Consider the following 18,102-nt stretch of genomic DNA (forward strand, 5'->3'; position numbering starts at 1 on the left):
ACAATGGTATCCCCAATCATTTGTTTAACGCCCCTATTCCCTCATTCACACCGCCAAAACGACGGCACCTTGCTTGGAAATCCTCAACAGCACTCAACAAACATTCTTCATCAAAATCCGGCCAATAGACATCCGTGAAATTGAACTCGGCATAAGCTAACTGCCATAACATGAAATTTGATAATCTAATTTCTCCACTCGTTCGGATCAACAAGTCAGGCTCTGGTAAATGGGAGGTCATTAGCTTGGATTCAATGAGTGCTTCATCAATATCCTCCGGGCGAATCTCCCCATTTTTAGTCATTTCCCCAATCGCTTTCACCACATCCACCAATTCAAGGCGACTGCCGTAGTTCATTGCAAAGTTCAAAACAAGACCATCATTGGTAGCCGTTGCGTCCATCGCATTTTTGATGGCCTTTTGTGTATGTGATGGTAATGCTGAAAAATCACCAATCATTTCTACCCTTACGTTTTCCTCAATAAGTTCAGGCAGATATGTGGATAAAAACTCGACAGGGAGCTTCATAAGGAAATCGACTTCAAATCTTGGTCTTTTCCAATTTTCGGTGGAAAATGCGTATAAGGTTAACACACGAATACCGAGTCGATTAGCAAATCGCGTGATCTTACGTACGGTATTCATACCTTCACGATGCCCCATTACACGCGGTAGATTACGTTGTTTTGCCCATCGTCCATTTCCATCCATAATAATTGCTACATGGGAGGGGACAATTTTCTGTCGGACCTCATCAACACGAAAGGATAAAGTTTTCTCCTCTACATCTGGTGACTTCTTCCACCAAATTTTTTCAAGCATACTGTCCCTCCTACTTTTCTCTCCCATCAACTATTTGGTCACTATTTATTTTCAATTATTTGTATATTTCTCAAGATGATAGAGTCATATTGTCACTATATCACTCTTCTTGTCGAATTGGAATACAATTTCAATTTCATTGGTTTATTAGGCCTACTATCTCGCCGAATTATTGCTACCAATTATGTGAAATAATTAATTTTAAATACGGACTTTATCACTAATTAATGGGTCTATTAAACTCACAAAAATAGTTATCTACTATTCAGGACGCGTCATATCACCAAAGGTTCCCGAGGAAACAAAACCATCAGAAACTTCCTACAAATTCGCAACCTGTCAGAAGAGTAGTCAAGTACCAGCCAGTGTAATTTACGTTTTTGCCTGTAACCAATTCTTTTTGATTCAACATATATGATGTTAACGCACTACAAAATGCGACAAAATATTCTCATCTAATGCCTTTTACATATCCATTTCGCCATATCTAAGTCGTTTGATTGTTAAAAACCAGTTCACTGCACGACGAAATAGGTCGAAATGCGTTGTCGAAAGAAATTCCACATTATTTATTCGCAATCTATAGGTAAAACCTAATATAGGGTGTATAATAACGGTACGCAATCATTTTACTTATTCACTATCTTTTAATAACTCTGAATAAATTAATTATCACCAACCAGTGTTTTATGGAAGGAGGATTTTATGTCAAAGTGGATGGGAAAATGGCTATGTAAGCTATCCGGGTACCATCGGATGGACTACTATTCCAATACATGCCGGCGTTGTGGACATGTTAGAAGAAAGGGATAAAAGAGGAATAGATTCTTGGGGGAAAGGGGCAATCCGAAAGTTAACTGTAACTTTCCGGTATGCCTTTTTTGTTATGTTTTCTTTATGTAAAGTTAGAGGAAAGATTTCTTGAAGAATAAATACCAGCTAATTCCCCGTGGAACTAACTGGTACTTTATTACCTTAAAAGGAAAGTCTATAAATAGGATATGATAGCTATTATACACGTACTTCTTTTTCCATTGTTTGATTATTAGGCATTTTGCTATTTTCACAATCAGATGATTCAAGGCCAGACTGAATTATCTTCGATGCATGCTTATTATATTTAGTTACCTGTCTAAAATACATATCAACCAACTTCATTGGAGTATAGCCACTATCCAAATACGGATTAAATTCCACTTCATACGCTTTATAAAAAAGGATTAATTCCTTCAAAGATTCCTCCGTGAGGGTGCTCTCCATACTATGTAACTTTAGTCCATTTTTGAAATAGTCGTCATAAGCAGGAATAATACCGAACACGCCCAAGAGGATTTTTGTAACAAGCATATCTGAAACTCCGAATTCCCCATAACATTCTTGCGTTTCATTTATCAAATCTATCAAAAGACCTACCTGATCTTCCTTCGGTAACTGTCCCGAATGAAAAGCTTCGTAATCCGCTTTATTAGCAACAGTACTGATAAATTTTAAGTGAATCTTATAATCTTTGTGAAACAGGCCGGAATTGCTTCGAACTTCACAACCTGCCAAGTAAAATCCTAATTGTAAAGCGGCAACCTCTTGGATAGATTCCTCCTGCAACCGTTTGTGGTGGGTTGCGAAATAGCCACGGCAATGATGCCACGAGTTATAACGGTGGTAGATATCCTCTTTGGTTGGCTCTAAATACAGATCCAACATTTCATTAATCATCTTGACTACACTCCCGATAAATTTCTTCTGTGTTGCATGTCCAAAATACGAGGCGTCACAGCTAATTCTTTATACCATCCAAATAGTCTCGCATCCCCTTCCCTTCTTGGTACCTATATTCGACAAAAGAATGGAAAGTCCTTCCTGTATATATTACTAATTTGGGAGATGGGTAGGAAAGATTGGATGTAAAAAAAGGTCAGCCGATAGCTAAGCTACGATTGACCTTTTGGTATGTTAGATGTTTATTCAAAACCTACCTCGAGCGTTAGTCCTTACAAGTCCTTACGACAAATGGGTTTTGTACCATTCATCCACCAACCCAATCATATAGCGGGCAGTGTTATTTAAGTTTTCAATCGAGATATGTTCGTTTACAGTATGAATGTTTCTAAAACCATTTCCTAAGGTAATGCACTGTAATCCATTTTCATTCAGGATATTTGTATCTGCACCGCCTAACGTTCTTGTTACATAATTTTCTACTTCAATGCTTTCAGCAGCTTGAACTGCATTTTGAACAAGGACAGAATCGGAAGGTGAATAGAAGCCTAAATATTTCTTTTCGATACGAACATTCGCTTTACCTCCATAGCTTTCTGCGGCCACAGCCATTACATCCTTAATTTTATCGAGTTGTTGTTCGAGCCCTTCTTTATGGAAACAACGCACCTCTCCAACAAGCTTAACTTCTCCAGGAATAATGGAAGACATTTCCCCTCCGTGAATTGTACCAATATTTACAAGGGTGTCAGGATCTAACTGTCCTAATCTTAAATCCATGATTGCTTTTGCTGCTATCTGAAAAGCATTAATGCCTTCTTCGGGATTGAGCCCGATATGTGATTGATTCCCTATCAATTCACAATGGAACCGGCTGCTAAATGGACCTTGTTGAATGATTTGTCCTACATCGCCACTACTATCGAAAATATAACCTTTTTTACTCCTAACCTTTGAATAGTCCAAGTACGTTGCTCCGACTAATCCCGGCTGTTCATTCACAGTCAAAACTAACTCTATCGGCCCGCAAGGCATACCTGTTTCCTGAATGACTCGAATCCCTTCTATATATGCTGCCAACGCAGCCCGATCATCTGCACCAAGAATCGTAGTCCCGTCCGTGTAGATGACTCCGTCTTTAATAACAGGTTGGAGCCCTTTTGTAGGAAGAACCGTATCTAAATGTGTTGAAAAAAACAATGGTTGAGCCGATGGGTTTGTTCCTTTCCAGTAGGCAATTAGATTTCCACAATCCCCTCCAAAGTTTTTATGCGCCTCATCAAATTCTAATGTAAACCCAAGCTTCTCAAGTATGGGAACAATAAAGTCTGCTACGGGTTTCTCACTTCCACTTGGCCCGTTAATTTTAGCTAACTCTATGAAACTCTCCAATAGTCTTTCTTCATTCACCTTTATTCCTTTACTCATACAAATTCAAATCCTTTCTCTAACAATCAACTAAAGAAGTTAATAAATGCTAAGATGATTGGAATATATAAAGCGTCCACCAAAAATGCACCAACGATTGGTATTATTAAGAAAGCCGTAGGAGATGGACCATACTTTCTTGTGATTGCATCCATATTTGCAATTGCATTCGGAGTAGCTCCCAGTCCGTGTCCAGCTAATCCACCAGCCATAACGGCAGCATCGAAGTTCTTACCAAGTAACCTAAATACAACGAAAATCGTGAACAATACCATAAAGATAACTTGCACTGCAATAATGAGAACCATTGGTAAAGCCATATCAGCCAACTGCCATAGTTGTATGCTCATCAACGCCATAGACAAGAAGATTCCTAACGAAAGGTCCCCGATTATAGTCGTACCTTTCAAGTCAAAATACTTCATCTTCAATTTATCCATCGCATTTCTAACTATAATCGCAACAAACATTGCACCTACATATCCAGGAAGTACAAACCCGGTAATTTCTGAAAAGTATTTTCCTAATAGGGTACCAAGGCTCATACAAAGGGTAATAATGAAGACTTGATTAATGAATAGATTCGCAGTCAATTTCTTCTCATCTGTTTTAACCGCACTCTCCAAATCAACCAAGTTGACAGCGTTTTCATTTGGTTTCAAGTTATTTTTAGTTATTAAATATTTTGAGATGGGTCCCCCAACTAACCCACCAGCAATCAATCCAAGTGTTGCAGCTGCCAGACCGACTGTTACAGCGGAGTCGATCCCCAAACTCTCCAACGTTTCACCGAATGCTGCCGCTCCCCCGTGTCCACCTTCCATCGAAACTGCACCAACCATAATTCCAATCAAAGGCTGCAGGCCAAACACTTTAGCAAGCGAAACACCAATTACATTTTGAATAAACGCCAAAGCACCACATATCAACCAATAAATTACAAGTAGCTTTCCCCCTTTTCGAATAAGGGTAAAACTAGCTCCCAATCCAACAGTCGTAAAGAAAGCTAACATAAACAAAGACTGTAGTGTGGTGTCCAGCGAAATTTCTATTAAACCGAATCCTCTAAGTATCGCAGCGACGATTGCAAATAAAAATCCACCTATAACCGGAGCAGGAATACAAAATTTCCCTAAAAAGTTAATATTTTTAGCTAAATATGACCCCAATAACAATAAAGCCAACGCCAAACACAATGTTTCAACTACCCCAAGTTGAAAAGAAAACATCTGTCACACACCCCTTTTCGAATATTTTACTTACATTCTAAATTGTAAGATAGTTCATCTATAATGTATAATACTAAATAACAATAACGTTATAGTCTCAAGCTATAAATACAAAGGAGCACAACATATGGATATACGGCATCTAAAATACTTCGAGTCCATTGCAAGAAACAAAAACTTCACTAAAGCAGCTGAAGAACTATTTATTTCGCAGCCTTCCCTTTCAAACATGATAAAGAAAATGGAGGAGAATTTCGGTTCAAAATTAATTGAACGAACAACGAGGGAAGTGATTTTAACCGAGATGGGGGAGGCTTTGTATGTACATGCGAAAAAAATACTTGGTTTGTACACGATAACATTGAAAGAAATGGAGGAAATCAAAAAGATCGGGAAAGGAGAAATACATATTGGAATCATATAATCTTCTCGCTTTTGGCTTCCTACCATCATTCAGTCCTTCAGCAAAGAATATCCAAATGTGAGAATTAATTTTAAGAACATTATTCGCTCCAAAGAAATTATCGAATCATTAAAAAGTTACGATATCCACTTTGCCATCACCGTTTATGAAGTAACGGATCCTTCACTCGTCTGTTACCCAATTTTCACTGAGAATTTTATCTTGTTAACTAATAAGTCACATCACCTAAGCAGCAGGAAAACAATTGATTTAACTGAAATACAAAATGAAAATTTCATTCAATATCCTGAGGAATATCAAATCCAGCAAGTCTTTTTAACAGCATGCAATCAAACAAATGTTAATCCAAAAGGAAGGTATGTCGTTGATGATTTGGAGTTGGCATGTAGTCTTGTCGAATTCGGATTAGGCGTTACGGTTATCCCCGAAAGTTATCTAAAGTACTCACCCCAACGTATGGAGGTGCTTCATATGGTCCAAATATGTAATCCAACTCCGACAAGAAACGTATATATTAGTCTAATGAAAGATCGCTATCTACCGCCTACAGTAAATAACATGCTGCGCTTATTCGATGAATTAAAATAAAAAACTACCGATACCTCTAACGTTTGCCGTAGGTACCAAAATAGGCGGCTCTTCGGTTAAATCTTCCGGAAAGCCGCCTTTTAATATTTTCGGATAAAATCTACAAAATCTCCTCAATCCTCTGGTTCAACTCATCAATATGCATCTGCGTCTCATCTATACTCCACTTCATCAAAATAGCCATATACGTGATAACCTCGTATTTCCATTTGTTCACCCAGTCAATGTCGAAGAGGACTGCCCCAGTTCTTCTTATGAAATAGTCCGCAGGGGTGAGGGCCATTTCTTCTTCGATTGCGTAGTGGAGGGTCAGTTTGATGGCTAATGGCAAGTTGGTTTCTTGCAATACTTGGCCCGCGTATCGTGTCACTGAATCAGTATTAGTACCGTATGTTGCAAGGATGCTTGTTGCGTCACGCTGTGAGATGCCTGATTGCGCAGCAACCGCTTGGGCTCTTTCATGGATGAATTGATTGTAGTCTTCCGGATTCTTGAAATCCCCACCGGACAACTTTAAGTTCTTCGTGATGGACTTGGTACACGTCTTGCCTTCTTGTTTTAATTGCTCGCAAATCATGTCAGTGACGGTTTCGGCCATTTTTCGGTAACCGGTTAATTTTCCGCCTGCAATTGTTATAAGGCCTGTTTCAGATGTCCAAATTTCATCTTTACGAGAAATTTCGGATGGACCTTTTCCTTCCTGGCGGATTAACGGCCGGATGCCTGCCCAGGCAGATTCGATATCCTGCATGTCGATCTGCAACTCAGGAAACATGAATGCAATGCTTTTCAATATATACTGTTTGTCTTCCACGGTGATTTCCGGATTAACCAAGTCGCCATGATATTCGGTATCGGTCGTTCCTACATATGTTTTCCCGTTTCTTGGAATTGCAAATACCATTCTGTCGTCGGGCGTGTCAAAATAGACTGCTTGGCGCAAAGGAAATTTCGAACCATCGATGACGATATGAACGCCTTTTGAATGAAATAGACTTTTCCCCTCTATCTTCCGGTCGTGTCCAATAACATCTTCAACCCACGGACCAGTGGCATTGATGATCTTTTTGCCCAAAACAAGATATCCCTTTTCACTCAATACGTCCTTGAAATATACCCCTGAAGCCTTGCCATTCATGTCATACTCAAACGACTCAACTTTTGCGTAATTTAGCAGGTCGACACCCCTTGTATAAGCGGTTTTCGCAACTTCAATTGTCAGCCTCGCATCGTCCGTACGGTATTCCACGTAATAACCTGCTGCTAAAAGATCTTTCTTTTTTAATAAAGGCTCTTTCCGCAAACATTCTTCCCTCGACAGCATCTTGCGGCGTTCATCCCTTTTGACTCCAGCCAAAAAGTCGTAAACTTTCAAACCAAGCGATGTGGAATACTTACCGAATGTCCCCTTACGATAGATTGGCAGCAACATCCACTCTGGGTGTGTGACGTGGGGAGCATTTCGATAAACGACTTCCCTTTCCTTACCGACTTCAGCAACCATGCCAACTTCGAATTGCTTCAAATAACGCAATCCCCCGTGGACAAGTTTCGTGGAACGACTTGATGTACCCGCTGCAAAATCCTGCATTTCAACTAAAAGCGTCTTCAAACCTCTCGTTATACAGTCAAGAGCGATGCCCGTTCCTGTAATTCCGCCTCCGATAATAATCACATCATAATGCTCATTTTCAATTCTACCTAATAATTCTTGTCTGCCATTAAATGAAAATGACTTCATATTTACACCCTCCTATATTAAAAAAGACCATTACAATATCCCTGCCAAGTGCAGGAATTGTAATGGTCTTTTCTCATAATCTCTGACCTTATAAAATTGTAAAGGTACCTGTGCAAGAAACATTCATGTTTATTCAGACAGTTTGAATAAAAATACAATACCTCAATACGAAAGCTTGTCACCACTATACTCCATCATTCATATTTATGCAATTGTAGTGTATTAACTGAATAGTTCCGTGCACAGGCACCTAAAAAATTATTTCCAAAATTTCATCTTCTATACTATTATAATAGAAGAATCACCATTTCTTATTTATCGAGAGGATGAATAAATTGAAATTAGTTGACATGGTGGAATCCCAGATGATTGCCTCCGTAAAAAGTGAGGAGGATTTAAAACACGCACTGACATCCAATGTCAATATTGTCTTCCTTCTAACCGGGAATCTGATGACCATTGCCAACTATATTGAACAGTTGCGCAAGGCCGATAAGCATGTGTTTCTTCACATGGACTTTATTGACGGAATATCCAATTCCCGTAGTGCACTTAGCTATGTTGCAGAATATTGGAAGCCGACCGGCATCATTACAACAAAGAGCAATGTTGTTAAAGCTGCAAAGGAATTGGGGCTAAAAACGATACAACGTATCTTTCTATTGGACCAAGCCGCCGTTGAGAAAGGAATTGAAATGGTCAAATCCTGTCAACCGGATGCTGTTGAGATACTGCCTGGCATTATCCCTAAAGTGATTGACCAACTATCAAGGGATCTTCAATATCCAATCATCGCCGGCGGTTTGATCACGGACCTATCAGAAGTTCACGAAGCTTTGCAAGCTGGCGCATTAGCCGTTTCCTCCGGTGATCCGGAAATGTGGCAATTTGACTTATAATGCCGCGATGTCTTTAACACTGTCCAGTACGAAATTTGGTTCATGCTCGGATTTGTTCAGCATTTCTTCATTCGTAATACCTGACAAGACTAAGACGGAATGGATTCCCGCGTCATTCGCCATTTTAATATCCGTTTCCAGACGGTCACCGACCATATAACAGTGGCCGGCTTCCATGCCTAATACATTTTTCAATACATATTCAGCCATTAACAATGAGGGCTTTCCAGTGATCATCTTCACCGGTTCACCGGTCGCCCCTTCAAGGGCACCAATCATTGCGCCACAATCAGGGATTTCGCCGTCTTTCACTGGGCACGTCCGATCTGGGTTTGTCGCAATGATTTCTGCTCCATTTTTCCAAGCTTGGAATGCATTGTTCAATTTCTCATAATTGAATTCGCGATCCCACCCTAATACAACATGAGATGCGCTAACAGGATTTTCCGCCAACTTAATGTTTTCACTTGCCAATTCATCGAATAAAGGCCCCTCACCAATTACGTAAACCGCGTCATCATTTTTCATTTCATTTTTCAAATAATGAGCAGTAATGTAGTTGGAATTAATGACCTCGTCAAGTTCAACTTCAATCCCTAAGGCATTTAATTTAACGACATAATCTTTACGGCTTGCAATTGATTTATTCGTCAGGAACACGACTTTATCCCCGCGGTCCTTAAGGGATTTGATAGCTTCTGCAGCACCATCTATTATATGGTCGTCAAGATAGATTGTTCCATCCAAGTCAAAGATAAAACCTTTCAAAAAGCTCACTCCAAATCAATTATGTTAAAGGCCAGGGTGCGGTATTAAAGCTGTTGTTTCTTGCCTATGAAGCTTGCAATTGCTTGCAAAATCAACACCAATGCAACAAGGATGACCGACATCGCAGCTGCTGAATAATACTCTGCGCGCAAGATGTTTTGGAAGATCGCCAAACTCATTGGAGCCCATTCAGGTGGTGCAAGCAAGATAGAAACACTCGCCTCTTTAATAACTGTGATGAAAACAAGCACGGATCCCGCAGCAATCCCCGGCAACATTAAAGGTCCAACGATTGTAATCGCCGCTGTCAAAGGGGTAGCCCCTAAGTTAACCGCTGCTTCTTCGATATCCGCTTTAATAGCCCGCATCGATCCCATTGTCGAACGAACCATATAAGGGAGTCGTCGAATTGTATAAGCGATGATTAAAAGTAAAGCAGTTCCTGTCAACTGAAGTGGAGCCGTGTTGAATGTCTGAATCAATGCAATACCGAAAGCGATTCCTGGCACAACTAATGGAATCGAAGCGATGAAATCTAACTTCGCTGAATTCTGACGTACAACGAAATACGATACAAACGTTGCGACGATTACACTTAAAACCAATGCACCTGTCGCAAGCATGATACTGTTTTGGATGTTCCCCATGGAAGTGGAGAAGATCGTCTTATAGTGATTCAATGTATAACCACTTGGCAACAAATCCTTCCCCCATGTTGTCGCGACTGATTGAAGTGCCACTGAAAGCATTGCAAGTAGTGGAATCAATACGATAAATAGGGAATAACCAGATAGAACGCGTGTCAATAATTTATTCTCAATCAACTTCTGTTGCTTCGGTTTTCCGGAAACTGAGCCGTAGTTTTTCCCCTTCGTAAATAGATGCTGCAAATAGAAGAAGAATGCCGCCACAATTACCATGACAACTGTAAGGATGGCTGCCCCGCCCCAGTTAAAGAACCCTGAGATTTCCCGATACGCTTCAACGACTAACAGGTTCAAGTCTTTTGGTGCAAGTACGATCGGACTTCCGAAATCCGAGAAGCTTACCGTGAAAATTAGCAAAGCACTCGAGATGACGCCCGGCAATGCAAGTGGAAACGTGACGAATATGAACGTGAACCAGCTTTTCGCCCCTAAATTCTGTGAGGCCTCTTCCAGGCTGATGTCGCTCACTTTAAACGCCGCCACTAATGGCCATAATGCATAAGGGAAAAAGAAGAATACCTGAACTGCAACAACACCCGCCATCGAATAAGGATTTAGTAACATCCCTTCTCCGCCAAGTGCATTGTAGATTTGCGTTACCCATCCAGCGCGGCCAAACATGATGATAAATGCATATGCAGAGATGAAAGTTGGAACAATCAACGGAATCATACATAATGCGGAAATCGTCTTTTTAAAAGGCATTTTCGTCCTTGCAATCCCATATGCAAGGGGTATACAAACGAGGATAATGATGATGGTAACAGTAAACGCCAACACAAGGCTATTTTTCAATGCAGTGGCATATCCAGCGTTTGAAAAAATCCTTTTATAGTTATCCAATGAAATGTTCTTGAACTTTTCAATTGTCGAATTTAAAATCGCCGGATCTGTCAAAGCACCCAATAGATTTGTCGGTTCACCCGTAAAACTGACGACAAAAACCGAGAGGAGTGGAAGTAACATGAATAAACCAAAGAATATAAAGATGAGAACCTTTACTACCGTTAATCCATTTAAGCTGTTTTTTAAACGATTCATATTAACAGCACCCTCTCGTGTTCAACGGTCAACTTAACCTTTTTCCCTTCCTCAAAAATGTTAGCGCCTGAGGAATAAGTGGTGTCGACAATCAGTTGGTACGATCCGACTTGAACGTCATATCGAACAATGGAGCCTAAATACGTCGACATGATGACTGTTCCTTCAATAACATTCGTTTCATTATGATCAATAACGCTATCAGCCGCTTCCACTTTTACGTGTTCAGGTCGGATAATGACGTCTACGGATTTTTTCTTTGTTTTAGTAGATGAACGAAGCAAGAAGCCTTCACCTTTTACAACTGTAAATCCATTCTCTTCGCCTTCCACAGTACCTTCAAGGATATTGGAAGTTCCAACGAAATCTGCGATAAACGGTGAAGAAGGATTACTGTATAAATCAGTTGGAGTTCCGATTTGGACGATATGGCCCTTATCCATAACCGCAACACGGTCAGCCATACTCATCGCTTCCTCTTGGTCATGTGTTACGAAAATCGTTGTAATGCCCAAGTCCTGTTGAATCTTACGGATCGTGTTTCTCATGGAGTGACGCAATTTCTGGTCCAAGTTGGATAATGGCTCATCCATAAGAAGAACTGCTGGCTCCATAACCAATGCTCTTGCGAGGGCAACACGTTGCTGTTGACCACCGGATAATTCACTCGTTAAACGGTCAGCATGATTATCCAATTCGACATACTTTAATATTTCCATTACTTTATTTCTGATATCAGCTGGATATTTTCCTAAACGGCTTGAAAGTAAACGTCCGTAAATCCCCATTTGTTTAATAGGATTGCTTGCATTCAGTTGTTTAATGTTCAAACTGTACGCAACGTTTTCGAATACATTCATATGCGGAAACAGTGCATAGCTTTGGAACACCATACCGCAATTCCGTTTATTCGCAGGAATTTTCTCAACTTCACGATCCCCTATGTATATTCTTCCTGATGTTGGATTTTCAAAACCCGCTATACAGCGCATTGTTGTTGTTTTCCCACATCCCGAAGGACCAAGAAGGGCGAAGAACTCGCCCTCCTTGATATCAAGGTTAATGTCGTGAAGGGCAGTAAAATCCCCAAATGATTTTGTCATTTTTTCAATTCTTACTGATCCCATTCATCTTCACCCTTACTTACTGAAATTTGTCTTTCCATTCATTACGAACACGGTCATAGTTTTCATTCACCCAGTCAATGTCAAGGTCAACCGCATGCGCTTTCACTTTTTCAAGCGTCAATGGCGTTTTTGACTCGACTTCTGGGTTGATTGGAATATGGTACCAGTTAGCCATGATTTGTTGTGCTTCTTTAGATAGTAGGAAGTCGATGAACTTCTTACCGCCTTCAGCATTCGGACCGCCTTCAATCAATGTTGCAGGGTTAACAAGTACTGGTGTTTTATCAGGAACGATAAAGTCTACCGTTTCACCTTTAGCCTTTTGCTCATATGCCATGAAGTCGAATCCGATACCGATATGCGCTTCACCCATCGCTACCGCTTTTGTTGGAGCAGAACCGGAGTCAGGAATCGAGTTTGCCTGTTTTACAAGCTTTTCGAAGAACTCCCATGCTTTTTCTTCACCTTGCTGCATCATTTGGTCCATAACCATTAGAGTTGCTGTACCGGATGCTGCAGGGTTCGGGAATTGAATTTTCCCTTCCCATTTCGGGTCAAGTAAGTCAGCCCATGTCTTTGGCGCTTCTTCTTCAGTAACTAAATCTGTGTTATAAGAAAAACCTAATACGAAAAGTTCAACTCCGACATATTTTCCATCTTGGTGCTTCAACTTAATTCCGTTCTCCACAATGTCCCAGTCCGCAGCGAAATCTGGAATATAGGAAGCAAGGATTCCACGCTCAACTGCCGCTTCAAACGGAAGGATTCCTCCACCACCGTACCAAACGTCAGCTTTCGGATTGTCTTTCTCAGCCATCATCTGATTCACTAAGATATTTGTCCCAGCGTAGTGAACATCGACTTTCTGACCATGTAATTCCTCATACTTTGCAGCCAATTCCTTCGTGAAATCCGGCGTTTCAGGTGAGTAAAGAGTGATCCGACCTTTATCGCCGGCCCCCGATGATGATCCGCCACCTGCACATCCTGTCAATATTCCTGCTGCAAGTAAAACACCCGCAGCCAATCCACCCAATCTTTTCTTCATGTGAATCCCCCTTTAAAAATTTATAGACAAAAAAGAGACGAATGCAAAATGAGACCCTGTTTTAGTAAGGGCTTTCATTTAGGCTTTCATCTCATGGTCTCTGCCTATATACAACTAAATCTTAGTATATATCAGATTATCAGAAATGCAATAGTTTAATGACTATTTTCTTTTGGAGCGCCGTGCAAATCCTTGGGTACCCGAAATATCCTACTCTGAATCTCCGACAAAGGAAATGGTTTCCTGCACCAATCAAGTAGGAAAGAATCGTTTTTGATTGTTTTAGAGTGTCTAACTTTCAAATAATTAAGAATCATGTGTACTACGTTTCGATAACTTGATAGGTTGCTATAAAGGTGACCTGATTCCAAAGGAGGAGTTGTTGTGGGAATGGCAAGAAATGGGTGGACAAAGCTGTTGATCATTTGTATGGTCGTGTTGCTGACTGGGGGCGGTTATTTATTTGGCGTTGCCGGTGAAACAAGCGCGGCGCAGACGATTCTTGTTGAAGAGAATTTCGATCAGCTTGAAGGGGATTTACCGGACGGATGGAGCGTTATCGAGGGACAAGCGTCCGTTGAAGATGGAAAGTTAAAGTTGACCTCACCATCTTCGGCAACACCTGCGAGGGTACTTGTACCACTTCCGGATAAAAACGGGAATATCGTTTTCGAAGCGGATATGACTTTCGTTTCAGCGGTTGAGGATACGCGTTGGGCATCCATGATGTACAGGGTCCAGTCGTCAAATTATCCTTACTATCAATTCGCCGTTCGTAGGGGGACAACCGCACTGAATGGTGCAGAGTTCGCGGAGCGCAATTCGAAAAATCAATGGGTCGTTTCGGAAGCCACATTTTTCACTGAAAAGTTAGCGTACAACAAACCGTATCGCATAAAAATTATCGCAAGCGGTAATCGCGTACAACAATTCATCAATAATAAATTAGTCATCAATACCGATCAAGCATCCAACTGGCTCAACGGAGACATCGGTTTCCAGGCAAACGGGTCTACTGTTTTATTCGACAATGTAAAGGTCTCCACGTTTGAGAATGAACTGCCGCCCATTGAAAATGCAGGCGCATTCCTTCCGGATGAAGTAGAGTCGAATATCATTAATGCACCAACACTGATTGGACAAACATTGTCGGCTGCAAACTCGTCAAATACGGCTTCCGTTCTTCTTGAAGTTGAACAGAATCATGCGGGAGAACTGATGACAAACAATATGCCACTTGAAGAAGCGCTTGCCAATGTTCAAAACAGACATATTCCGATTCTGCAGGTTGAACAAGAAGGCATTGAAGATACAATTATTAATGCACTGAATGCTACACAGACAACTGACGTTCATATCGTTTCGTCGAACCCACAAATCGTAAAGGCGATTACAGACCTTATGCCGACAGCACGTGGCGGAATTGTCTATACGAAGAACTCTTTTAATAAACATGACCTGAATGAGTTAATTCAAACTGTCCATAAGAGCAATGCGAAGGTTGCGTTGATTCCTGAAAAGGTCCTTGATACAGAAAAGGTCCATTACTTGCATACAAGAATGGTGGCCGTTTGGGGAATTGGTGCAGAAAACGAGAAAGGTGCACATGCATTAATTCACACTGGGGTCGATGGCATCATCACTGTCAACCCTGAAGCATCCATTGAAGCACTTGGAAAGTATCCTGAAAACACGATTGTGCAACGACCAATCGTCGCCGCACACCGCGGGGTTCCATCTCTTGCCCCTGAGAACACAATGGCCGGATATCGACTGGCGTATGACTTAGGCGCGGACATGATTGAAACGGATGTACAATTAACGAAAGACGGGCACCTCATTATCATGCATGATTTAACAGTAAACCGGACAACAAACGGAACTGGTGCGGTTAAGGATCTTACATTGGATGAAATCCGCCAATTAGATGCAGGCAGCAAGTTCAGTGAAGAATTCGCTGGAGAAAAGGTTCCGACATTGAAAGAGTTTCTTGAGGAATTCAAGAAGAAGGACGTCATTCTTCTTATCGAATTAAAAGGAGCCGGCTTTGAGGAACAAGTGATCAAAGAAATCGAGGACATGGGAATGGTCGACCAAGTCATCATCCAAAACTTCGACTTAGGGAGCATGATTGACTCGTTTTCAATAAAACCCGAAATCCCTGTCGGCTATCTGTACTCAGCAGCCGTACCAGCAACGACAAGCGCAAAAATTAAGAACGCACAAAAAATGTTGGATTACGGGACTTCCAATAGAGTTACCCTAAACGCAAGCTACGGAAGCACCTACCAAGAATTCATCACATACATGCGCCAACGCGGCATGCTCACAATGCACTGGACATTCCGTGCAGAAGAACCATTCCGCGACAAGCTCACAGAAGGACTTATCGGCCCAATCACCGACTACACGCAGTGGTTGACAGACGCACCAATCAAAATTGAAACACCGATTAAAAAAATCAACTTAAAAGTCGGAAAAACATCAACTGTTAACGCAAAAGCTTTTGTCAATTTCCGTACAGCGAAAAAGGAGAACATCTCGTCTGAACTATTCGTTGTTGGTGACAATGGTGTAGTCAGAGTTGACGGAAATACGATTGAGGCTGTTTCCAGCGGAACGGCACAGGTTTTTGTTAAACATACGTTTACTATGTTGGGTAAAGAATGGAATGTTGTAGGAGAGCCTATTGAGGTGAATGTGGAATAAGTAAAAAAAACAGGAAGCCGATGGATTCGGCTTCCTGATTTATTATTAACAATGCGCGACCAACAAGTGTTTATTGAAAAACTCGACGACTTTCGTGTTCAATGTTATATGATTGGACAGTTTGTCGGTTTGGTGGCCTTCATCTTCGAAGATGAAAAGTTCGACTTCCTTGTCCATATCGAGCATTTCTTTCGTCAGCTGCTCTGCTTCGCTTACTGGCACTCTTGTATCATTTCTGCCATGGAAAACTAACAGTGGCGCTTTAATTTTGGACAAATGGTTCATCGGTGCTATTTCTTCGAAGAAGTCATCGTCTTCGCCTAAATAACCGTATTCACATTCTCGTAATCTTCTTCGCCACGGTCCTGTGTTCTCTAAGAATGATTTGAAATGCGAAATTCCTACGATATTAACGCCAGCTGCCCATAGTTCAGGGTAATGGGTCACGGCGGCCAACACCATAAATCCGCCATAGCTTCTTCCTATAATTCCTATATTATCCTTGTTTACGCCCCTATTTTTTACAAGATCCTCTACCAAGCTTGCCAAATCGGCGACGGAGTCCATACGTTTTCTTCGATCGTCCATTTGCAGATATTTCCGTCCATATCCCATACTTCCTCTGACATTCGGGGCTACTACCGCGAAGCCTTCAGAAACTAAATACTGAATTACAGGATTGAAGTCTTGTTTAATCTGGCTTTCCGGGCCACCATGCACATACACAACAGCGGCTTTCGGTTTTTCCTCCCTTGAATAATAAAAGTAAGGGACCTCTAAGCCATCAAATGATTGGAATGTACATAATTGCGGTTCGGTCCACAGATGCTCAATTGTCTCTGATACACCGAAATAAGTCGCTCGCACTGCTTCGGAATTATCCATATCGTAGACAAAGACATCCCCTGGTAGTAATGGACTTTTAATACTAAACACGAAGCGATTTGCATCGAGCCAAGAAATTGAACTGATAACACCTTTAGGAACATTCTTTATTTCAGAGGTCGTTTTTTCAGCTAAATCATACATTTTCAAAACTGTCGTCCCGCCAATATTGACACTATAGACGATTGTTTGTTGATTAGGATTTAGAGAGATTTCCTCGATATCCCACTTCGGCTCATGAACTAATTCCTCTAAAGTACCCGGTTCATCTAACTTACATTTATAAATCCCCATCGTATCATTCTCGAAATCGGATAAAAGGAAGGCAGTTCTTTCATCTTTTGATAACACGACTGATTTATATCTGGCCGAGATATCATTCGGACCGATCTTCCTTCTTTCCCCCGAATCGATAGTTAATAGATATAATGAGTTGTCAATATTCGTTTCTTGGATACTTACGATAATTTCATTTTCACTATTTGTAATCCAACAAATCGGGACACAATTCCCATCATATTCATAGACCGCTTTCTCTTCCCCTGTAGCTATGTCAAGCATGAAAATATCAAAGCAACCCGCATTCCGACGATTACTCGAATAGATGATTTTGCTTTCATCTGTAGACCAGCCGCCGAAGTTATGAAAATATTCCGGAGCAACGACCAGGTCCCTATAATTGCCTTCTTCATCCACAAGGTAAAATTGTTGCTTTTCATTACCTTGATAGTCCATTCCAATTATGGAGTTCTTTCCAGATGGTGCATGAAAGACAGACATGACTCGATCTTCAAATTCCCCGTACGGTTTGATATCTTCATTACTTCCATTCCAAAGATAGGCTTGCGGAATCCCAGTCTTTTTGCTTAAAAATGTAAACTTCTGTTTCCCAGGAATTGCAGAAGAATTGAACGCTGTAACTACATTTAGATAATTTGTTAATCGGTTTTCCATTTTCACACCTCATTT

General features: G+C 41.0%; 13 protein-coding genes and 1 pseudogene. 4 read left to right on the top strand and 10 right to left on the bottom strand.

Features of this window, described 5'->3' with window-relative positions:
- Positions 1 to 16: 16 nt before the first annotated feature.
- The 4 genes from uppS to gltS all read right to left on the bottom strand — a co-directional run bounded on the left by uppS (position 17) and on the right by gltS (position 5,196).
- Positions 17 to 823 carry an undecaprenyl pyrophosphate synthase gene (gene uppS / locus P5G49_RS11550; RefSeq protein WP_301243951.1) on the bottom strand — a complete coding sequence of 269 codons (807 nt, stop codon included), beginning with the start codon at positions 821 to 823 and terminating at the stop codon, positions 17 to 19.
- 1,011 nt (positions 824 to 1,834) lie between these two features.
- Positions 1,835 to 2,536: a hypothetical protein gene (locus tag P5G49_RS11555; protein ID WP_301243952.1), complete on the bottom strand. Its 702-nt coding sequence runs from the start codon at positions 2,534 to 2,536 to the stop codon at positions 1,835 to 1,837.
- 285 nt (positions 2,537 to 2,821) lie between these two features.
- Positions 2,822 to 3,967, bottom strand: coding sequence for a M20/M25/M40 family metallo-hydrolase (locus P5G49_RS11560; protein ID WP_301243954.1), 1,146 nt, complete (start codon positions 3,965 to 3,967; stop codon positions 2,822 to 2,824).
- Positions 3,968 to 3,993: 26 nt separating this feature from the next.
- Positions 3,994 to 5,196 carry a sodium/glutamate symporter gene (gene gltS / locus P5G49_RS11565; protein WP_301243956.1) on the bottom strand — a complete coding sequence of 401 codons (1,203 nt, stop codon included), beginning with the start codon at positions 5,194 to 5,196 and terminating at the stop codon, positions 3,994 to 3,996.
- 127 nt (positions 5,197 to 5,323) lie between these two features.
- On the opposite strand from gltS, the gene P5G49_RS11570 reads away from it, so the two are divergent.
- Both P5G49_RS11570 and P5G49_RS11575 read left to right on the top strand, forming a co-directional pair.
- On the top strand, positions 5,324 to 5,620 hold the full coding sequence (locus P5G49_RS11570) for a LysR family transcriptional regulator (RefSeq protein WP_301243958.1): 297 nt from the start codon (positions 5,324 to 5,326) through the stop codon (positions 5,618 to 5,620).
- Between the two features lie 21 nt (positions 5,621 to 5,641).
- A pseudogene (locus P5G49_RS11575) lies at positions 5,642 to 6,208 on the top strand (LysR family transcriptional regulator substrate-binding protein); the annotation flags it as partial.
- 100 nt (positions 6,209 to 6,308) lie between these two features.
- Here P5G49_RS11575 and P5G49_RS11580 read toward each other — a convergent pair.
- Entirely contained in the window at positions 6,309 to 7,949 is a 1,641-nt protein-coding gene (locus P5G49_RS11580; protein ID WP_301243961.1) for a glycerol-3-phosphate dehydrogenase/oxidase, read from the bottom strand.
- A 326-nt stretch (positions 7,950 to 8,275) separates the two neighbouring features.
- On the opposite strand from P5G49_RS11580, the gene P5G49_RS11585 reads away from it, so the two are divergent.
- Positions 8,276 to 8,848, top strand: a complete 573-nt coding sequence (locus tag P5G49_RS11585) for a glycerol-3-phosphate responsive antiterminator (RefSeq protein ID WP_301243963.1) — start codon at positions 8,276 to 8,278, stop codon at positions 8,846 to 8,848.
- Here the strand turns inward: P5G49_RS11585 and P5G49_RS11590 are convergent.
- Genes P5G49_RS11590 through P5G49_RS11605 form a run of 4 tightly spaced genes read right to left on the bottom strand, consistent with a single transcriptional unit; the run spans position 8,843 to position 13,539 of the window.
- Complete coding sequence (locus tag P5G49_RS11590) at positions 8,843 to 9,625, bottom strand: HAD-IIA family hydrolase (protein ID WP_363322180.1); 783 nt, start codon at positions 9,623 to 9,625, stop codon at positions 8,843 to 8,845. The genes P5G49_RS11585 and P5G49_RS11590 overlap by 6 nt on opposite strands.
- A gap of 35 nt (positions 9,626 to 9,660) precedes the next feature.
- The gene (locus tag P5G49_RS11595; protein WP_301243967.1) at positions 9,661 to 11,364 is read right to left on the bottom strand and encodes an ABC transporter permease; all 1,704 of its coding nucleotides are present in this window, start codon (positions 11,362 to 11,364) and stop codon (positions 9,661 to 9,663) included.
- Positions 11,361 to 12,491, bottom strand: coding sequence for an ABC transporter ATP-binding protein (locus P5G49_RS11600; RefSeq protein WP_301243969.1), 1,131 nt, complete (start codon positions 12,489 to 12,491; stop codon positions 11,361 to 11,363). Before P5G49_RS11600 ends, P5G49_RS11595 begins: the two co-directional genes overlap by 4 nt.
- Positions 12,492 to 12,507: 16 nt before the next feature.
- Entirely contained in the window at positions 12,508 to 13,539 is a 1,032-nt protein-coding gene (locus tag P5G49_RS11605; protein ID WP_301243971.1) for an ABC transporter substrate-binding protein, read from the bottom strand.
- Between the two features lie 390 nt (positions 13,540 to 13,929).
- Between P5G49_RS11605 and P5G49_RS11610 the strand changes: the two genes are divergently transcribed.
- Positions 13,930 to 16,248: a glycerophosphodiester phosphodiesterase family protein gene (locus P5G49_RS11610; RefSeq protein WP_301244006.1), complete on the top strand. Its 2,319-nt coding sequence runs from the start codon at positions 13,930 to 13,932 to the stop codon at positions 16,246 to 16,248.
- A gap of 45 nt (positions 16,249 to 16,293) precedes the next feature.
- Here the strand turns inward: P5G49_RS11610 and P5G49_RS11615 are convergent, their stop codons facing one another.
- Entirely contained in the window at positions 16,294 to 18,087 is a 1,794-nt protein-coding gene (locus P5G49_RS11615) for a S9 family peptidase (protein WP_301243972.1), read from the bottom strand.
- Between the last annotated feature and the right edge of the window lie 15 nt (positions 18,088 to 18,102).

The sequence above is a fragment of the Sporosarcina highlanderae genome, assembly GCF_030433715.1.
In the GTDB taxonomy this organism is placed as follows: Bacteria; Bacillota; Bacilli; order Bacillales_A; family Planococcaceae; genus Sporosarcina; species Sporosarcina highlanderae.